General features: G+C 72.5%; 14 protein-coding genes and 1 pseudogene. All 15 read left to right on the top strand.

Going from position 1 to position 18,348, the window contains the following annotated elements; all coding sequences use genetic code 11:
• Positions 1-199: 199 nt before the first annotated feature.
• On the top strand, positions 200-1,402 hold the full coding sequence (locus K6I34_RS12120; protein ID WP_374230898.1) for an ROK family transcriptional regulator: 1,203 nt from the start codon (positions 200-202) through the stop codon (positions 1,400-1,402).
• Positions 1,403-1,455: 53 nt separating this feature from the next.
• Complete coding sequence (locus tag K6I34_RS12125) at positions 1,456-2,805, top strand: ABC transporter substrate-binding protein (protein WP_229325154.1); 1,350 nt, start codon at positions 1,456-1,458, stop codon at positions 2,803-2,805.
• Between the two features lie 11 nt (positions 2,806-2,816).
• The gene (locus K6I34_RS12130; RefSeq protein ID WP_229325156.1) at positions 2,817-3,776 is read left to right on the top strand and encodes a carbohydrate ABC transporter permease; all 960 of its coding nucleotides are present in this window, start codon (positions 2,817-2,819) and stop codon (positions 3,774-3,776) included.
• Positions 3,777-3,781: 5 nt separating this feature from the next.
• A complete protein-coding gene (locus K6I34_RS12135) occupies positions 3,782-4,636 on the top strand; it encodes a carbohydrate ABC transporter permease (RefSeq protein WP_229325158.1) in 855 nt (284 codons plus the stop codon).
• 16 nt (positions 4,637-4,652) lie between these two features.
• Positions 4,653-5,906: a 6-phospho-beta-glucosidase gene (locus K6I34_RS12140; RefSeq protein ID WP_229325160.1), complete on the top strand. Its 1,254-nt coding sequence runs from the start codon at positions 4,653-4,655 to the stop codon at positions 5,904-5,906.
• Positions 5,897-6,895 carry a BadF/BadG/BcrA/BcrD ATPase family protein gene (locus K6I34_RS12145; RefSeq protein WP_229325162.1) on the top strand — a complete coding sequence of 333 codons (999 nt, stop codon included), beginning with the start codon at positions 5,897-5,899 and terminating at the stop codon, positions 6,893-6,895. Before K6I34_RS12140 ends, K6I34_RS12145 begins: the two co-directional genes overlap by 10 nt.
• Positions 6,896-7,366: 471 nt before the next feature.
• The gene (locus K6I34_RS12150; RefSeq protein ID WP_229325164.1) at positions 7,367-7,765 is read left to right on the top strand and encodes a tyrosinase cofactor; all 399 of its coding nucleotides are present in this window, start codon (positions 7,367-7,369) and stop codon (positions 7,763-7,765) included.
• Between the two features lie 49 nt (positions 7,766-7,814).
• A complete protein-coding gene (locus K6I34_RS12155) occupies positions 7,815-8,636 on the top strand; it encodes a tyrosinase family protein (protein WP_229325166.1) in 822 nt (273 codons plus the stop codon).
• Positions 8,637-8,851: 215 nt separating this feature from the next.
• A complete protein-coding gene (locus K6I34_RS12160; RefSeq protein ID WP_229325168.1) occupies positions 8,852-10,297 on the top strand; it encodes a hypothetical protein in 1,446 nt (481 codons plus the stop codon).
• Positions 10,298-10,314: 17 nt separating this feature from the next.
• Positions 10,315-11,346 carry a glutamate ABC transporter substrate-binding protein gene (locus K6I34_RS12165; protein ID WP_229325170.1) on the top strand — a complete coding sequence of 344 codons (1,032 nt, stop codon included), beginning with the start codon at positions 10,315-10,317 and terminating at the stop codon, positions 11,344-11,346.
• 82 nt (positions 11,347-11,428) lie between these two features.
• The gene (locus K6I34_RS12170) at positions 11,429-12,739 is read left to right on the top strand and encodes a hypothetical protein (RefSeq protein ID WP_229325172.1); all 1,311 of its coding nucleotides are present in this window, start codon (positions 11,429-11,431) and stop codon (positions 12,737-12,739) included.
• Positions 12,736-15,537, top strand: a complete 2,802-nt coding sequence (locus K6I34_RS12175; RefSeq protein ID WP_229325174.1) for a serine/threonine-protein kinase — start codon at positions 12,736-12,738, stop codon at positions 15,535-15,537. The genes K6I34_RS12170 and K6I34_RS12175 overlap by 4 nt, the downstream gene beginning before the upstream one ends.
• 3 nt (positions 15,538-15,540) lie before the next feature.
• Positions 15,541-16,785, top strand: a complete 1,245-nt coding sequence (locus K6I34_RS12180; protein WP_229325176.1) for a protein phosphatase 2C domain-containing protein — start codon at positions 15,541-15,543, stop codon at positions 16,783-16,785.
• Between the two features lie 47 nt (positions 16,786-16,832).
• Positions 16,833-18,218: a VWA domain-containing protein gene (locus K6I34_RS12185; RefSeq protein ID WP_229325178.1), complete on the top strand. Its 1,386-nt coding sequence runs from the start codon at positions 16,833-16,835 to the stop codon at positions 18,216-18,218.
• A gap of 18 nt (positions 18,219-18,236) precedes the next feature.
• Positions 18,237-18,332, top strand: a pseudogene (locus K6I34_RS12190) (FHA domain-containing protein); the annotation flags it as partial.
• Positions 18,333-18,348 lie beyond the last annotated feature (16 nt).

Genomic DNA, 18,348 nt, shown 5'->3' on the forward strand with positions numbered 1-18,348 from the left:
GGTGTATAAGAGACAGCCCCCGGACGGAGTCTGGGGGAGGGTGGGCACAACCGGACCACCGGCCGCAACCGACACCGCGAAGCCCCCGGAAAAGGGTTCCCAACCCATTGACGGCCCCCTCACCTGCCCCTTAACGTCCTCCAAAGTTAGGAAACTTTCCTAACAACCGCGCGGGACGACGAAAGGCCGGAAGCCGACCATGGCGGGTACCCCGACTCCAGGAACCCCCAGGACGTTGCGCGCCATGAACGACCGCGCCGCCCTGGACCTCCTCATCGCCCACGGCCCCCTCACCCGCACCCGCCTCGGCGAGCTCACCGGCCTCTCCAAGCCCACCGCCTCCCAGCTGCTGGCCCGCCTGGAGACGGCCGACCTGGTCCGCGCGACGGGGAACGTCACCGGCCGCCCCGGCCCCAGCGCCCAGCTGTACGAGGTCAACCCGGGCATCGCGCACGTCGCGGCCCTCGCCGTCGACCCCGAGGGGATCACCGCGGCCGTCGCGGACATCACCGGCCGCGTCGTCGGCCGCCACCGCGTCGAGGCGCCGGCCACGGCGGAGACGGTACGGACCCGCACCGCGGAGCTGGTCGCCAAGGCCGTCGACGGGGCACTCGCCGGGGCGGGCCTGGACCGCGCCGCCCTGCACCGCACCGTCATCGGCACCCCCGGCGCCCTCGATCCGCGTACCGGAATCCTGCGCTACGCCCCGCACCTGCCCGGCTGGCAGTCCCGCACCCTGCGCGACGACCTCGCGGACGTCCTCGGCACGCCCGTGGTCGTCGAGAACGACGTCAACCTCGCCGCCGTCGCCGAGCAGCACGACGGCACCGCGCAGGACTTCGACGACTTCGTGCTCGTCTGGGCCGACGAGGGCGTCGGCGCCGCCATCGTCCTGGGCGGCACCCTGCTGCGCGGCGCCACCGGCGGCGCGGGCGAGATCGGCTACATGCCGCTGCCCGGCGCGCCGCTCGCGTACGGCGGCGAGGACGCCACGGCGGGCCCGGACGGCGGCGGGGGCTTCCAGATGCTCGTCGCCTCCCCCGCCGTGCTCGCGCTCGCCTCGGCCCACGGCCTGGAGGCCCGTACGGCGCCGGACGCGCTGACCCTCGCCGCCGCCGTGCCGGGGGCGGGGGACGACGTGCTCGCCGAGCTGGGGCGGCGGCTCGCCGTCGGGCTCGCGGCGGTCGTCGCGGTGGTCGACCCCGAGCTGGTGGTGCTCTCCGGGGCGGTGTGCCAGGCGGGCGGCGAGCGGCTGCGCGCGATGGTCGAGGCCGAGCTGACCGGGCTCTGCCTGCCCCGGCCACTGCTGCGGCTGAGCTCCGTCGAGGGCTCGCCGATCCTGACCGGAGCGCTCCGCGTCGCGCTCGCCGAGGCCCGCGACTCCGTCTTCGACACCGCCTGACACACCCTGCCGCGCCACTTCCCTGCCCACCCCGCCGCGAAGGAAGTACCGCCATGACGCGAACGCAGCGCCGCCGCCGCGCACCGGCCCTGCTCGTCCCGCTGCTGGCCGTGCTGGGACTGCTCGCGGCGGGCTGCGCCAACCCGGGCCGGGGCAGCGCGGACGACGACCCGGCCCAGCCCGTGACGCTGAAGTTCTGGCACGGCTGGTCGGAGAAGAACGAGGTCAAGGCCGTCGACGAGGCGATCGCCCGGTTCGAGGGACTGCATCCCAACATCCGGGTCAAGGCCACCGGGAACGTCACCGACGCCACCGTGAACCAGGCGCTGCGCGCGGGCGGGAGTGACGCGCCCGACGTGGTGTCCTCGTTCACCACCGACAACGTCGGGCAGTACTGCTCCTCGGGCATGTGGGCCGACCTCGATCCCTTCCTCGCGAAGTCGGGGATCGACAAGGAGCGGGTCTTCCCGAAGACCCTGCTGTCGTACTCCTCCTACCGGGGCAGGCAGTGCGCCCTCCCGCTGCTCGCGGACGCCTACGGGCTCTACTACAACAAGGACGCCTTCGAGGAGGCGGGCATCGCCCGGCCGCCGCGCACGATGTCCGAACTCCGCGACGCCGCGGCGAAACTCACCCGGTCCTCCGGCGGCTCGTACAAGCGGCTGGGATTCATGCCGAACTTCCGGCTCTACCAGAACAGCCCCGACCGGCTCTTCGCCCAGTGGGACCCCCGCTATTTCGACGGCGAGGGAAAGGCACGGCTCGCCGAGTCCGCGGAGGCCGGGGACTTCTTCGCCGCCCAGCGGAGCATCATCGACGCGCAGGGCGGCTACGCCCGGCTGGAGACCTTCCGCACCACCTTCGGCGACGAGATGTCGTCACAGAACGCCTTTCTCACCGGAAAGCTGGCCATGCACATGGACGGCGAGTGGCGCGGGCTGATGCTGAACGCGGCCAAGCCCTCCTTCCGCTGGGGAACGGCCCCCATGCCGGTGCCCGACGACCGGCCCGAGACGTACGGCCGCGGCTATCTCACCGGAACCGTCGCGGGCATCGCCCACAGCAGCAGGCACCAGAACGCGGCGTGGGAACTGCTGCGCTTCCTCACGGCGGACACCGATGAGGTGGTCGCCTTCGCCAACGCCATTCACAACATCCCGTCCACCAAGGCCGCGCTCGCCTCGCCGAAGCTGGACCGCGACCCCGCTTTCCGCACCTTCCTCGACATCGCGGCGAATCCGCACAGCGTCGGCATGCCGCCCTCCGTCAACGGCGGGCAGTACATCGTGGCGCTCAGGGAGTTCGCCTACAACGTGGAGGCGGGCCGGGTCCGCGATCTGACGAAGGGCCTGCGCGCACTCGACCGGCAGATTGACGACGACAACCTCCAGTCCCGCGACTGACGGAGCCCGCCATGGCGATACCCACCGCACCCCTCGCACCGGAGCTGCGCCGAAGACACCGGCTCGAACGGCTGCGCACGCTCGGTTTCCTCTCCCCCTGGCTGGTCGGCTTCAGCGTCTTCTTCGGCTATCCGCTCCTCGCCACGGTCTATTTCTCCTTCATGCACTACAACCAGATCGAGGCCCCGACCTTCGTGGGCCTGCGGAACTGGCGCTATGTACTGGAGCACATGCCGCTGTTCGGCCCGGCCCTGTGGAACACCCTGTGGCTCGTGGTGGTGATGGTGGCCCTCCGGGTCGCCTTCGGCCTGGGCATCGGCCTGCTCGTCACGAGGATCAAGACAGGGACGGGGTTCTTCCGTACGGCCTTCTACCTGCCGTACCTGGCCCCGCCCGTGGCCGCGACCGTCGCCTTCGTCTTCCTGCTCAACCCCGGCACGGGCCCGGTCAACAAGGCCCTGTCGACGGTCGGCGTCTCGGCGCCCAACTGGTTCAACGACCCCGCGTGGGCCAAGCCCTCGCTGGTGCTGCTCTCGCTGTGGGGCATCGGCGACCTGATGGTGATCTTCATGGCGGCGCTGCTGGACGTGCCCAGGGAGCAGTACGAGGCGGCCCAGCTGGACGGCGCGGGGCGCCTCGCGACGTTCCGCTACGTGACCTGGCCGTCGATCACCCCGATCGTGATGTTCGCTGTGGTGACGGGTGTCGTCCAGACCATGCAGTACTACACACAGGCCCTGGTCGCCGGGAAACTCGCGTCCGGCGTCACCGTCGGACCGGGCACGGTCGTCCAGCCCGGCTATCCCGACCATTCCACGCTCACCGTGCCGCAGCTCGTCTATTCGCTCGGCTTCCAGAATTTCAACACCGGTGCCGCGTGCGTGCTCTCGCTCGTGCTCTTCGTCATCGCCATGGCCGTCACCTCGCTGCTGATGCGCAGACGGGCCGGCCTGCTGACGGCGGAGGACTGAGCGCGATGGCCGTCACCGTGACCGGAATCCCGTACCGCCGCCGGGCCCTGCACTGGATCGCCGTGCACACCACCGCGGTCGCCGCCGCGCTGTTCTTCGTCCTGCCGTTCGTCTTCGTCTTCCTGACCTCGGTCATGAGCGACGCGCAGGCGATGAGCGGCGAACTGTGGCCGCACGAGTGGAACTGGTCGAACTACGCGGAGGTGTTCCGCACCCCCGGCTTCCTCGGCTGGTGGCGGAATTCCCTGCTCTACGCGGGCCTCGGCACGCTGTGCACCGTGTGCTCGTCGATTCCCGTGGCCTACGCGCTCGCCAAGTTCCGCTTCCGCGGGCGGCGCACCGCGCTGATCCTGGTGATCTCCACCATGATGCTGCCGCCCCAGGTCGTCGTCATCCCGATGTATCTGGTGTGGGCCCAGCAACTGCACCTGTCGGGCTCGCTGTGGCCGCTGATCATTCCGCTGGCGTTCGGGGACGCGTACTCGATCTTCCTGCTGCGGCAGTTCCTGCTGACGATTCCCCGGGAGTACCTGGAATCGGCGAAGGTCGACGGCTGCGGCGAACTGCGCACGCTGCTGCGCATCGTCGTGCCGATGGCGAAGCCGGGCATCGCGGCGGTCGCGCTCTTCCAGTTCTTCTACTGCTGGAACGACTATTTCGGCCCCCAGATCTACGCGGCGCAGAACCCCGGGGCCTGGACGCTCAGTTATGGTCTGGAGTCCTTCAAGAGCGCGCACGGCGTCAACTGGAATCTGACCATGGCGGCGACACTGCTGGTCATGGCGCCCGTGGTCGTCGTGTTCTTCTTCGCACAGAAAGCCTTCGTCGAAGGCGTCACTCTCACCGGAGTAAAGGGCTGATTCCCGTGAAGCGCACATGAAGCTGGCCGTGGTCGGCGGGGGCTCGACGTACACCCCCGAACTCATCGACGGATTCGCCCGGTTGCGCGAGGCGCTGCCGGTGACGGAACTCGTCCTGGTCGACCCGGCCGCGGACCGGCTGGAACTGGTCGGCGGCCTGGCCCGGCGGATCTTCGCCCGGCAGGGGCACCCGGGCCGGATCACCTGGACCGCGGACCTGGACGCGGGCGTCGACGGCGCCGACGCCGTACTCCTCCAGCTCCGCGTGGGCGGTCAGGCCGCCCGCAACGAGGACGAGACGTGGCCGCTGGACTGCGGCTGCGTCGGCCAGGAGACGACGGGCGCGGGCGGCCTCGCCAAGGCGCTGCGCACCGTCCCGGTGGTGCTGGACATCGCGGAGCGCGTACGGCGGCGCAGTCCGGACGCCTGGATCGTGGACTTCACCAACCCGGTGGGCATCGTGACGCGGGCCCTGCTCGCGGCCGGGCACCGGGCGGTGGGCCTGTGCAACGTGGCCATCGGCTTCCAGCGGAAGTTCGCCGCCCACCTGGGCGTCGCGCCGGAGGCGGTCTCCCTGGGCCATGTGGGCCTCAACCACCTCACGTGGGAGCGGTCGGTGACCGTGGACGGCCGGGACGTGCTGTCCGGGCTGCTCGCCGACCACGGCGAGGCCATCGCCGCGGACCTGCGCATGCCCCGCGCCCTGCTGGACCGCCTGGGCGTCGTGCCCTCCTACTACCTGCGCTACTACTACCAGCACGACGAGGTCGTCCGGGAACTGCTGGGCAAGCCCTCGCGCGCCGCCGAAGTGGCCGAAATGGAGCGGCGGCTGCTGGAGCTGTACGGCGACCCGGCGCTGGACACGAAGCCGGAGCTGCTGGGCAAGCGGGGCGGCGCGTACTACTCGGAGGCCGCGGTGGCGCTGACGTCCTCGCTGTTGCGCGACACCGGCGACGTCCAGGTGGTCAACGCGCTCAACAACGGCACGCTGCCGTTCCTGCCGGACGACGCGGTGATCGAGGTCCCGGCGGCGGTGGACGCGCGGGGCGCGCACCCGCTGCCCGTACGCCCCCTGGAGCCGCTGTTCGCGGGGCTGGTCGCGGGCGTCACCGCGTACGAGCAGCTCGCCCTGGAAGCGGCGCTCAAGGGCGGCCGGGACCGGGTGTTCGACGCGCTGCTCGCCCACCCGCTGATCGGCCAGACCGCCTACGCGGACCGGCTGACCGACGAGCTGATCGCCCACAACCGGGAGCACCTCGCGTGGGCCTGAGCGACGCCGCGTTCGCGATCGACGCGGGCAACAGCAAGACCGACGTGGCCCTGGTAGCCGCCGACGGCACGGTCCTCGGCGAGGCGCGCGGCGGCGGTTTCCAGCCGCACCGGGACGGGACGGGGCGGGCGGTCGCGGGCCTGGCACCGCTGCTGGCCACGGCCTCCGAGCGGGCCGGGCTCACCGGCCGCGTCCGGGTCGGCCACGTCCAGGCGTGCCTGGCCAACGCCGACCTGCCGGTGGAGGAGCAGCGGCTCACCGAGGCGCTCGCCGCCCGCGGCTGGGCGGAGACGGTCACGGTCGCCAACGACACGTTCGCCCTGCTGCGGGCGGGCCTGCCCGACGAGGGCGAGCCGACGGGCGTGGCCGTGGTGTGTGGGGCGGGCATCAACTGCGCGGGGCTCGCCCCGGACGGCCGGATCGCCCGCTTCCCGGCGATCGGGCGGCTCTCCGGCGACTGGGGCGGCGGCGGCCACCTGGCGGACGAGGCCCTGTGGTGGGCGGCGCGCGCGGACGACGGACGCGGCGAGCCGAGCGAGCTGGCCCGCGCCCTGCCCGACCGCTTCGGCCTGCCGGACATGCCCGCCCTGATCGAGGCACTGCACCTGGGCGCGGTCGACGCGGCCCGGCGGCACGAGCTGACGCCGGTGCTGTTCGCGGTGGCCGAGGCGGGGGACGCGGTGGCGCGGGCGATCGTCGCGCGGCAGGCGGAGGAGGTCGTGGCGATGGCGGTGGTGGCACTGCGGCGGCTGGACCTGCTGGACGCGCCCGTCCCGGTGGTGCTGGGCGGTGGCGTCCTGGCGGCCCGCCACCGTCTTCTGCACGAGCGCGTGCTGGCCCTCCTCGCCGACCGGGCGCCGAAGGCGAGCCCTGTCGTCGTCACGGCGCCGCCTGTGCTGGGGGCGGCGCTTCTGACTCTGGATCGGGGGGTCGCCGCCGCCGCTTCCCTGCCGGGGGCTTACGCGCGCTTGCGCGCGCATTACGCGTAGCGGCTGCGGGTCGGTTCGCGGCCGTCGCGCCTACCGGGGTGCCTCTTGTGCTTCGCGCGCGGCTGCGGGTCCGGTGAGGGCTTGTCGCGCAGTTCCCCGCGCCCCTGACGGGGCCCGTTGCCAGCGCGCGTTCTCGGCCACCTTCACGTCATCTTCACACGGTGAGAGACGTCACCCCGGACCGCATCCCTCCGGAGAATTCACCGCCAAGATCATCTCGCGCCGAAGATTTTCCTGACACTGCGTCAATAAGGTCATTCGCCAGAAACTTCTCCCCTGCCGCTTGTTGACCTTTCACGCACCTAATGTCCGTAACGCGGCCAACCGTTTTCCAGCCCCCCGAAGATCATGCGAGCATCCGCCTCGCACGGATTGATCACGAAATACAACAAGCAACCGCCATCAAAAGGGATTTGCGGGCGCATTCGTGACAACCCTGCTCCAGATCATCTTTCGAGGGGGGTTCGACCCATGTCGTCCAACGTCAGCCGACGTCTCATGCTCAAGGGAACCGCCGTAGCCGCCGCCGGTGTCGCCCTGGCCACGCCGACCGCACTCGCCGCCACCCGCTCCGCGATGGCGGGCATGGACCACTCCGGCCACACCGGTATGGACATGCCCCAGCCGTTCGACGAGGTCTACAAGGGCCGTCGCATCGTCGGCATGCAGGCCATGAGCGGCCACGAGATGCACCACGGCGGCTTCGCGGTGACCATCGACGGCAAGGAGCTGCACGTCATGCAGAACGCAGACGGCTCCTGGATCAGCGTGGTGAACCACTACCAGACGTTCCCGGACCCGCTGTCGCTCACGCGCGCCGCCGTGGACAAGCTCCAGGGCGCGGTGCTCGTCCCGATCCAGACGAACTGACCTTCCACTGCCGTACCCCAGAACCCGAACCGAAAGGAAAAGACCTCCCATGGCAGTGCGCAAGAACCAGGCGTCCCTCACCGCGACCGAGAAGCGGAACTTCGTCAACGCGGTGCTGGAGCTCAAGCGCACCGGCGTCTACGACGGCTTCGTCAAGACGCACAACGAGTTCATCATGAGCGACAGCGACAACGGTGACCGCGTCGGCCACCGCTCGCCCTCGTTCCTCCCCTGGCACCGCCGCTTCCTGATCCAGTTCGAGACGGAGCTGCAGAAGGTCGACAAGTCGGTCACCCTCCCCTACTGGGACTGGACCGTGGACCGCACGACCAACTCCGGTATCTGGGGCGCCGACTTCCTCGGCGGCAACGGCCGCAGCCGCGACTCGCAGGTGATGGACGGCCCGTTCGCCTACTCCACCGGCAAGTGGAACATCAACGTCAACGTCGACAACCGGCCGTACCTCCAGCGCGAGCTCGGCGCCGCGGGCGCCCTGCCGACCCGCGCGCAGGTGGACGCCGTGCTCGCCATGACCACCTACGACATGGCCCCCTGGAACAGCGGTTCCGACGGCTTCCGCAACAACCTCGAGGGCTGGCGCGGCCAGGGCCGCATCCACAACAACGTCCACGTGTGGATCGGCGGCCAGATGGCCACCGGCGTCTCCCCCAACGACCCGGCGTTCTGGCTGCACCACGCCAACATCGACCGCCTGTGGGCCGAGTGGCAGAAGATGCACCCGTCCTCGGGCTACCTGCCCACCGGCGGCACCCCGAACGTGGTGGACCTCAACGACACCATGCGCCCCTGGAACAACGTGACCCCGGCCGACATGCTGGACCACACGAAGTTCTACACCTACGACCGCTGACGGTCGCCTCGGCGGGCCCGGGAACCGAACGGGCCCGCCGGCACGTGGTGGGATACATCAGGCCGACTCAGGCCGCCGGTGGACATACCGATCCGCACAAGATCGGTACCGCACCGGTGTGTTTGTCAGTCCCTGCGGCCATACTGACTGGCCGGGCACCTGTTCTCCCACGCACCGGGTGACGGGCCGCCCTCAGCGACCGAGGGGGAGGTCACGTGTCACATCCGCAGCCGTCCGCCACGGCTCCGCCGACGACCGCGGCCCCGGCCGCGCCGCCCTCCGCAGCTGCGCCCGCGCCCACACCCTCGCCCCCGCGGACCGTCGCGTGGCGCGAGGCGGCCGAGCGCCTGCGGGCGGCGGCGGTGACCGAGCCGGGCCGTCTGCGCGTCATCGGGGCCGTCCTCGCCGCGCTCCTCGTCGTCCTCGGCACGGTCACCGCCTGGCAGGTCGCCGCGCGGGCGTCCGCCGCCGACGCGGTCGTGCACCACAGCCAGCCGCTGAGCGCCGCCGCCGCCGACATCTACCGCTCCCTCGCCGACGCCGACTCCACGGCCGCGAGCGGCTTCCTCGCGGGCGGCCAGGAGCCCCGCAAGGTCCGCGAGCGGTACGACGCCGACATCACCCTCGCCTCCGAATCGCTGGTGAAGGCCGCCGCCAACACCGACGGCTCCGGCACCGCCCGTGACCGGATCACCGAGCTCAACAAGAAACTCCCGCAGTACACCGCCCTGGTGGAGGCGGCCCGCGCCAACAACCGGCAGGGCCTGCCCCTCGGCGGTGCCTATCTGCGCTATGCGAGCGACCAGATGCGCGACGAGCTGCTCCCCGCCGCGAGCAAGCTCTACGACGCGGAGACCGGACGCCTCCACTCCGACTACGCCGACGCGAAGTCCTGGCCCTGGGCCGCCCTCGGCCTCGGCGTGCTGACCCTCGCCGCCCTCGGCTGGGCCCAGCAACGTACCTTCCTGCGTACCAACCGCGTCTTCAACCAGGGCCTGCTGGCCGCGACCGGCGCGACCACGGTGGTGCTGCTCTGGCTGGCCGTCGGGCACGGAGTGGCCCGTTCCGAGCTGCAGACCTCGTACGCCCACGGCGCCCACTCCCTGCAGGTGCTCACCGAGACCCGCATCGCCGCCCTCAAGGCCCGCAGCAACGAGAACCTCACCCTGGTGGCCCGCGGCGCCATCATCACCAAGGGCAACCACGACTTCTACGAGGACAAGTTCGGCGAGGGCATGCACGACCTCATCGGCAGCGGCGGAGGCGACCCCGCGCCGGACAGCCTCCTGGGCCGCGCTCTCGCCCTCGCCGACGACGAGAAGGGCCGCGCCCCCGTGGCCTCGGTGATCAAGGACGTACGGGAGTGGCAGAGCCGACACGGCAACTCCCGCTCCCAGGACGAGAGCGGTGACTACCGCTCCGCGCTGAAGCTTGTGATCGGCGAGCAGGGCAACTCCCAGGGCAGCACGGGCGAGACGTTCGACAGCGTCGACGAAGCGCTGAACAAGGCCCTGAAACACGAGCAGGGCCAGTTCGACCGGGCCGCGGACGACGGACGGGGGGCGCTGTCGGGCCTGGCGGCCGGGGCCGCCGTGCTGGCCGTACTGGCGGCGGCGGGCGCCGTGCTGGGCATAGGGCGCAGACTGTCGGAGTACCGGTGACGGGGGGACCGAGGCGGATGACAGCACCGACGCACACACCGACGCACACACCGGCGCGGGCACCGAGCACACCGCGGCTCCGGCGGGCGGCCGGAAGAGCCCTGGCGAAGGCGACGGCCCCCGTGGCCGTCTGCGCCCTGACGGCCCTGGCCGTCACCCTGCTGCCCGGCGACGCGGGGCAGCACCGTGCGATCCCCACGGCGGCGACGGCCGCACGCCCCGCTGGGGAGACCGCCACGGCGAAGTGCCCCACCCCGGAGGCGAGCCTGCGGCCCACGGGCGACCTGGACGGGTCGGCCGTACAGCGGATCAAGCAACGCAAGCATCTGATCGCGGGCGTCGACCAGAACAGCTACCGCTGGGGCTACCGCGACCCCGCCACCGGCGAGCTCAGCGGCTTCGACATCGACCTGGTGCGCGCCATCGCCAAGGACATCCTGGGCGACCCCGAGAAGGTCGTCTTCGTGGCGCTCTCCACCGACAACCGCATTCCCGCCCTGAAGCAGCACAAGGTCGACATCATCGCGCGCACCATGACCATCAGCTGCGACCGCATCAAGGACGTGGCCTTCTCCACGGAGTACTTCGAGGGCGGCCAGGTGGTGATGGTCCCCAAGGGGTCGACGGTCACGGGATTCGACGAGTCGTTGAAGGGGATGAAGGTCTGCACGGCGAACGGGTCCTCGGCGAGGGACTGGGTGCTGGACCACCCGCACGGCTCGACCCTGCTGACCGTCACGAACCAGCTCGACTGCCTCGTGCGGCTCCAGCTCGGACAGGTGGACGCCGTGGTCAACGACAACGCCCTGGCGGCCGGCCAGGCCGCCCAGGACCCCACCGTGCAGCTCGTCGGAAAGCCGTTCACCACCGAACCGTACGGCGTGGCGATGAACCTCGACGACAAGGACCTGGTACGCCGGGTCAACAAGGTGCTGGAGGACTACCGCAGCGGCGGCAGCGACAGCCCGTGGATGCGGGCGTACCGCCACTGGCTCGCCTCCGACCTCAAGGGGATCGACGCCCCGCCGGAGCCCAAGTACCTGGACTGACGGCGGACCGGCGCGAGGATGGGGAAGCACCACCGTTACGGATACGTCGGCGGCCCGCGGCCGCGGACAGGAGAGGGGACCGATGGCGGTCGCGAGGCCCACCGGGCCTGCCTTGACCCGTGAGGAGGTGGACCGTGCGCTGGCCAGGCTCGGCGCCGAGCACGAGGCCGTGGAGACCTCGCTGCTGGCCCTCCAGGACCACGCCGGGCGGCGCCTTCTGGAGGGTGCGGAGCTCACGGGCGTCTCCAAGAGCCGCTGGGCCGCCGCCGAGCAGCTCATCGGGCGGCTGTGGGTGTGCTTCGACGCCTACACCGCCGCTCTGACGGCCGCCCGCGAGGTGCGGGCCCGGCGCCGCTGGCCCACCCCGGGGGAGCTGTCCGAGCTGACCGAGCTGCTGCGCGGCAGCGCCGTCACGCTGTCCGGCGACGCCACCCTGGCCCTGGCCACCGAGGGCGCCCGCCTCAGCGAACAGCTCAGCCTCCAGGTCCTCCTGGAGCGGATGAACGGCTGGTACGCCCAGGCGCTCGACGTGGTCATCGCCGCCGACTCCGTGTGGACGGCGCTGCCCGCCCGGATCGATCTGCTCGCCGCCGAGCTGCGGCGCGTCCGCTCCCTGGCCCACTCGGTGGGCGTGCGCCCCGGCGAGCACCCCTCCGGCGACGACCTGGAGCGGATCACCGACGAGCTGACGGAGCTGCGGGCCGAGGTGCTGACGGACCCGCTGGCCTTCTGGACCGGCGCCTCGCCCAGCTCCGCGCCGGGCGGCGGCCGCCCCGACACCACGCGCTACGACCGCGCCGCCCGCGCCCTGGAGGACGTGCGGCGGGAGATCGAGGCCGTGCTGGACGTCCGGCAGGACGCCGAACAGCGGCTGCTGCGCGTACGGGACGTCCTCTCGCGCGCGGACCGCACGCTGACGGAGGCGCGGCACGCGCGCGCCGAGGTCCTGTCCAAGATCGCCGCGTTCGAGGTGCCCGTCGTGTCCGGCCCGCCGACCGCGCTGTACGAGCAGTTGTCCGCGGCGGCCGACCACCGGCGGCACGCGCGGTGGCACCGTCTTTCGCCGCTCCTGGAGGGCCTGGAGCAGCGCGCCGAGGACGAGCTGCTGCGGGCCCGCGACGCGCTCACGGCGGTGACCGCGCCCCTGGCCGTACGCGCCGAACTGCGCGGCAGGCTGGACGCGTACCGGGCGAAGGCCGCCCGGTACGGCCTCGCGGAGGACGCCTTCCTCGGCGAGCGCCACGACGCGGCGCGCCGCATGCTGTGGAGCGCGCCCTGCGACCTGGTGGCCGCGGAGATGGCCGTGATGCGGTATCAACAGGCGCTGGCCGAAGCGCTGGCGCCACCGCCGACCGGGGCCGCGGAGCCCGTCGACCGTAGGGGGGAAGCATGAGCGACGCCTGCCAGCGGCCGGGCTGCGCCGGGATGTACGAGGACGTGGGCGGCGGCGAGCTGTACTGCGACACGTGCGGGCTGGCACCGGTGGTGTCACCGGGCGGCGTGCTGGCGTCACCCCCCACGGGAGTGACGCACAGCAAGGGCGGTACGGCGGGGCCGGGATCCTCGTCGGGGTCGTCGGGGTCGTCGGGGTCCTCCGGCTCGTCCCGTTCGTCCTCGCGCTCGTCCTCGCGCTCGTCGTCCCGTTCGTCGTCCCGTTCGTCGTCGTCGCGCCGGTCGGTGTCCGGGCAGTTGTCGCGTACGTCGTTGTCGGGCGGTTCGGGGAGCGGCAGCGGCAGCGGCAGTGGCTCCGGGCGGTCGGTTTCGGTGCGCAGTTCGCAGGCCTCGACGGCCGCCGGGTCCGGGCGGGGCAAGCTGGGCGCGGGGCTGGTCAGCGTGCCGGAGGTACCGCGTCCGGACCCCCGGGCGGCGGTCCTGGCCGATCCCGAGGTGCCCGAGCGCAAGCGGTTCTGCAGCCGGGGCGAGTGCGGCGCCCAGGTGGGGCGTTCGCGCGGTGACCGGCGCGGGCGCACGGAAGGTTTCTGCACCAAGTGCGGGCACCCGTACTCGTTCGTCCCCAAGCTGCGGGCGGGCGATGTGGTGCACGGGCAGTACGAGGTCGTGGGCTGCCTGGCGCACGGCGGGCTCGGCTGGATCTATCTGGCCGTGGACCGCGCGGTGTCCGACCGCTGGGTGGTGCTCAAGGGCCTGCTCGACACGGGCGACGAGGACGCGCTGACGGCGGCGGTCTCCGAGCGGCGCTTCCTCGCGGAGATCGAGCATGCCAACATCGTGCGCATCTACAACTTCGTCGAGCACCTCGACCAGCGCACCGGCAGCCTCGACGGCTACATCGTGATGGAGTACGTCGGCGGCAAGTCGCTCAAGGAGATCGCCAACGAGCGGCGGCTGCCGGACGGGCGGCGCGACCCGCTGCCGGTCGAGCAGGCCTGCGCGTACGGCATCGAAGCGCTGGAGGCCCTGGGCCATCTGCACAGCCGCAAGCTGCTGTACTGCGACTTCAAGGTCGACAACGCGATACAGCAGCAGGACCAGCTGAAGCTCATCGACATGGGCGCGGTCCGGCGGATGGACGACCACGACAGCCCCATCTACGGCACGGTGGGCTATCAGGCGCCCGAGATCGCGGAGGTGGGCCCGTCCGTCGCGTCCGACCTCTACACGGTGGCGCGCACGCTGGCGGTCCTCACGTTCGACTTCCAGGGCTATACGAACGTCTTCGTGGACGGCCTCCCGGACCCGGAGCACATCGAGGTCTTCGCCCGCTACGAGTCGTTCTACCGGCTGCTGGTGCGGGCCACGGACCCCGACCCGGGGCGGCGGTTCGCGTCGGCGCAGGAGATGGCGGACCAGCTGACGGGCGTGCTGCGCGAGGTCGTGGCGCTCCAGACAGGGCGGCCGCGGCCCGCGCTGTCCACGTTGTTCGGGCCGGAGCTGCGGGTGGTGGACACCCGGCTCTTCGAGGAGACGGTGTGCGAGACGTCGCTGCTGGGCGGCAGGGTGGTGACGGGCCGCAGAACACGCGCGGCCGGGAGGCGCGGCGGTGCGGCCGCGCAGCTCACGGCCGCACCGCCGGGCGCGGCACCGCAGCTCCCGGCCTCCGCCTCCGCCTCCGGGACGGCCTCGCAGCTCTCCGCCCCGCAGCTCTCCGCCTCCGGGACGCAGACGCAGACACAGCCGCTCGGGCCGGGAAATCTGCCGAAGGCCCCCGGTGCCGCCAGTGCCCCCGCTGCCGCCGTGCCCGCCCAGCGGTCCGGAGCCGGATCCGGGGGCGCTCCGCCCGCCGGTGCCGGGCCCGTCATGCCGCCGCTCGACACCAGGGCGCTGGCGCTGGCCCTGCCGGTGCCGCTCGTGGACCCGGGCGACCCCAACGCGGGTTTCCTGGCGGGCCTGCTGGCCGCCCGGCCCGCCGAGCTGTTCGCCGCGCTCCAGGCGGCGCCCACCGAGTCGCCCGAGCTGCGGCTGCGGCGCGTACGGGCCCAGCTGGAGCTCGGCGAGGAGGAGGTGGCGGCGAAGGCGATCGAGGGCCTGGAGGCCGCGCGCCCCGAGGACTGGCGGGTCGTCTGGTACCGCGGCCTGCACGCGCTGGTGTGCGGTGACAAGGAGACGGCGGCGCTGTCCTTCGACGCCGTCTACGACGCGTTCCCCGGCGAGCCCGCGCCGAAGCTGGCGCTGGGGCTGTGCGCGGAGGTGCTGGGGCAGCTCGACAACGCCGCCGAGTACTACCGCCTGGTGTGGGCGACCGACCCGAGCTTCGTGAGCGCCGCGTTCGCGCTGGCCCGGGTGCGGCTCGCCACCGGGGACCGCCCGGGCGCGGTGGCCGCCCTGGAGGCCATACCGGAGGCGTCCATCCACTGCACGGCGGCGCGGGTCGCGGCCGTACGGGCCCGGCTGCGCGGCCGGCGTCCGGACGAGCCGCTGCTGGCCGACCTGGGCGCCGCCGCGGCCCAGGTCGAGCGGCTCGCCGACTTCGGGCTGGACGCCGTGCGGCACGAACGGCTCCGCGCCGAGGTCCTCGGTACCGCCCTGGACTGGGTACTGTCGGGCACCCCGGGTGCGGCGGCAGGGCCCGACCGCGCCACCGCGCTGCTCGGCAGCGCCCTGGACGAGCGCGGGCTGCGCTTCGGCCTGGAGCGCTCGTACCGCGTGCTCGCGCGGCTCGCCCAGCGCGGCGAGGAACGGATCGAACTGGTGGAGCGGGCCAACCGTTTCCGCCCCAGGACATGGGTGTGATCGATGTCGCAACTGCCGCGCCCCTCACAGCTGACGGCATGTCCCTCCTGCCGCGAACCACTGGAGGCGGGTGACAATTTCTGCGGCTGCTGCGGTACCGACCTGTCGGCGCCGCCGGGGTCGGCCGCCACCCTGTTCCTGGCGCCGGAGGGGCGCACCGCCGCGCGCGCGGCCGCGGGGCCGCCGCCCGGCACGGACGTCTCCGCGGGCCCGGCCGCCGGGGCCGACCCGCGTACCGCCCTGGGGGTGCCCGCGCAGGCGGCCCCGAGCGGCCAGGGGCAGCCGGAGCCCCGTGCCGCGCACCCCGGCGCGTACGGCACCGGCCGGGCCTGCGGGTCCTGCCGATCCGGCATGATCGACGAGGACGGGTACTGCGAACACTGCGGGCATGCACAACCGCGCGAACGGGATCACATGGAGCACGAGTTGCCAGGCGTCGCGGCGGTCAGCGACCGCGGACTGCGCCACCACCGGAACGAGGACGCGTACGCCGTGTCCACCGTGACCCTGGAGGACGGCGGCCCCGCCACCGTCGCCGTCGTCAGTGACGGCGTGTCCTCCGCGACCCGCCCCGACGAGGCGTCGGCCGCCGCCTGCAAGGCGGCGCGGGAGGTGCTGGTGACGGCGCTCCCCGCGGGCGCGGATCCCCGGCGGGCCACGCACGACGCGATCATGCGCGCCGCCGAGGCCGTCACCGCGCTCGCCGCGCGCCCGGCCGCGCCGGAACCGCACGGGCACGACGCGTACCGCCACGAGAACGCGCCCGCCTGCACCATCGTCAGCGCCGTCATCACGGGCGACCTGCTGACCGTCGGCTGGATCGGCGACAGCCGCGCCTACTGGGTGCCGGAGGACCGCTCCACGCAGCCCGCCCGGCTCACCGAGGACGACTCGTGGGCCGCGCAGATGGTGGCGGCGGGCCTGCTGTCCGAGGCGGAGGCGTACGCGGACGAGCGTGCCCACGCGATCACCGGCTGGCTGGGGGCGGACGCCTACGAGATCGAGCCGCACACGGCGTCGTTCCACCCCGACCGCGAGGGCGTGGTCATCGTGTGCACCGACGGGCTGTGGAACTACGCGGAGTCCGCCGAGCTCATGGCCGCGGTCACCCCGCCGGACGCGCGGCAGCGGCCGCTGGAGTGCGCCCGGCGGCTGGTGGCCCACGCCCTCGACGGCGGCGGCCACGACAACGTAACGGTGGCCGTCCTGCCGTTCCCGCTCCCCCTCGAAGGGGCAGGATCGGTCTGACCCGCGGTCCTGTTGGCCTCACGACGCACCGAGGAACGGATCATCAGATGGCTGTTTTCTCCAAACCGAGCGTGCCGCAGTTCTCGGTCGAGGTGTACCAGAACGTGAACCTGCCCGAGGGCGGCCGCGAGGTCAACGCGATCGTCACGGTCACCTCCACCGGCGGCGGCACGACGGGCGAGACGCGCGTCCCGGCCCAGGTCCCGGCGCACATCCCGGCCCAGCTGTCGCCGTCGGCGCACACGGCCCGCGCGGCGGGTCCGGACGCCGCCGTCGTCATCATGGTCGACTGCTCGGGATCGATGGAGTACCCGCCCACCAAGATGGAGGGTGCCCGGGAGGCCACGGCCGCCGCCGTCGACACCCTGCGCGACGGGGTGGCGTTCGCCGTGGTGGCCGGTACGCACCAGGCGAAGGAGGCGTATCCGGGCAACGGGCGGCTCGCGGTGGCCGGTCCCGTGACGCGGCAGCAGGCCAAGGAGGCGCTGCGCAGGCTCACGCCGGGCGGCGGCACCGCGATCGGCACCTGGCTGCGGCTCGCCGACCGGCTGCTGGCCTCGTCCGACACCGCGATACGCCACGGCATCCTGCTCACCGACGGCCGCAACGAGCACGAGGAGCCGGAGGCCCTGCGGGCCACGCTGGACGCGTGCGCGGGCCGGTTCAGCTGCGACGCCCGGGGCGTAGGGACGGACTGGGAGGTCAAGGAGGTCACCGGCATCGCCTCGGCGCTGCTGGGCACGGCCGACATCGTGGCCGATCCGGCGGGGCTGGCGGCGGACTTCACGCGGATGATGGAGACCGCGATGCGCAAGGAGGTCGCGGACGTCGCGCTGCGGCTGTGGACGCCGCAGGGCGCCGAGGTGCGGTTCGTCAAGCAGGTGGCGCCGTCGGTGGAGGACCTGACGGACCGGCGGACGGACTCCGGGCCGCGCACGGGCGACTATCCGACGGGCTCCTGGGGCGACGAGTCCCGTGACTACCACGTGTGTGTGCGGGTGCCGAGCGCGGCGGTGGGCGAGGAGATGCTGGCCGCCCGGGTCTCGCTGGTGCTGCCGACGCCGGACGGCTCCTCGCCGCAGGTGCTGTCCCAGGGGCTCGTCCGGGCGGTCTGGACGGACGACCTCGCGGCGTCGACCGCCATCAACGCCCAGGTCGCCCACTACACGGGCCAGGCCGAGCTGGCGCAGGTCATCCAGCAGGGCCTGGACCTGCGCAAGTCGGGGGACGTCGACGGCGCCACGGCCAAGCTGGGCCGCGCCGTGCAGCTGGCCGACCGCTCCGGCAACGAGGACACTGCGAAACTCCTTGCGAAAGTCGTGGACGTGGTGGATGCCGCGACAGGTACTGTGCGGCTGAAGGCGAAGGTCTCGGCGGAGGCGCGGATGACGCTTGAGACGCGCTCGACCAAGACCGTACGAGTGAAGAAGTAGCGGGGGGAATCAACCGAGATGCCGACCTGCCCGAACGGCCACCAGTCGGCGGCCGACGACTGGTGCGAGGTGTGCGGCCACCGGATGGCGGCGACCACCACGGGGGCCGTGCCCTGTCTCTTATAAACAA

Source organism: Streptomyces sp. UNOC14_S4 (assembly GCF_020740835.1).
In the GTDB taxonomy this organism is placed as follows: Bacteria; Actinomycetota; Actinomycetes; order Streptomycetales; family Streptomycetaceae; genus Streptomyces.

Bases quoted from the DNA above. Each gene is read 5' to 3' on its own strand.
- K6I34_RS12120 (WP_374230898.1), top strand. From the start codon at position 200: ATGGCGGGTACCCCGACTCCAGGAACCCCCAGGACGTTGCGCGCCATG.
- K6I34_RS12125 (WP_229325154.1), top strand. From the start codon at position 1,456: ATGACGCGAACGCAGCGCCGCCGCCGCGCACCGGCCCTGCTCGTCCCG.
- K6I34_RS12130 (WP_229325156.1), top strand. From the start codon at position 2,817: ATGGCGATACCCACCGCACCCCTCGCACCGGAGCTGCGCCGAAGACAC.
- K6I34_RS12135 (WP_229325158.1), top strand. From the start codon at position 3,782: ATGGCCGTCACCGTGACCGGAATCCCGTACCGCCGCCGGGCCCTGCAC.
- K6I34_RS12140 (WP_229325160.1), top strand. From the start codon at position 4,653: ATGAAGCTGGCCGTGGTCGGCGGGGGCTCGACGTACACCCCCGAACTC.
- K6I34_RS12150 (WP_229325164.1), top strand. From the start codon at position 7,367: ATGTCGTCCAACGTCAGCCGACGTCTCATGCTCAAGGGAACCGCCGTA.
- K6I34_RS12155 (WP_229325166.1), top strand. From the start codon at position 7,815: ATGGCAGTGCGCAAGAACCAGGCGTCCCTCACCGCGACCGAGAAGCGG.
- K6I34_RS12165 (WP_229325170.1), top strand. From the start codon at position 10,315: ATGACAGCACCGACGCACACACCGACGCACACACCGGCGCGGGCACCG.
- K6I34_RS12170 (WP_229325172.1), top strand. From the start codon at position 11,429: ATGGCGGTCGCGAGGCCCACCGGGCCTGCCTTGACCCGTGAGGAGGTG.
- K6I34_RS12175 (WP_229325174.1), top strand. From the start codon at position 12,736: ATGAGCGACGCCTGCCAGCGGCCGGGCTGCGCCGGGATGTACGAGGAC.
- K6I34_RS12180 (WP_229325176.1), top strand. From the start codon at position 15,541: ATGTCGCAACTGCCGCGCCCCTCACAGCTGACGGCATGTCCCTCCTGC.
- K6I34_RS12185 (WP_229325178.1), top strand. From the start codon at position 16,833: ATGGCTGTTTTCTCCAAACCGAGCGTGCCGCAGTTCTCGGTCGAGGTG.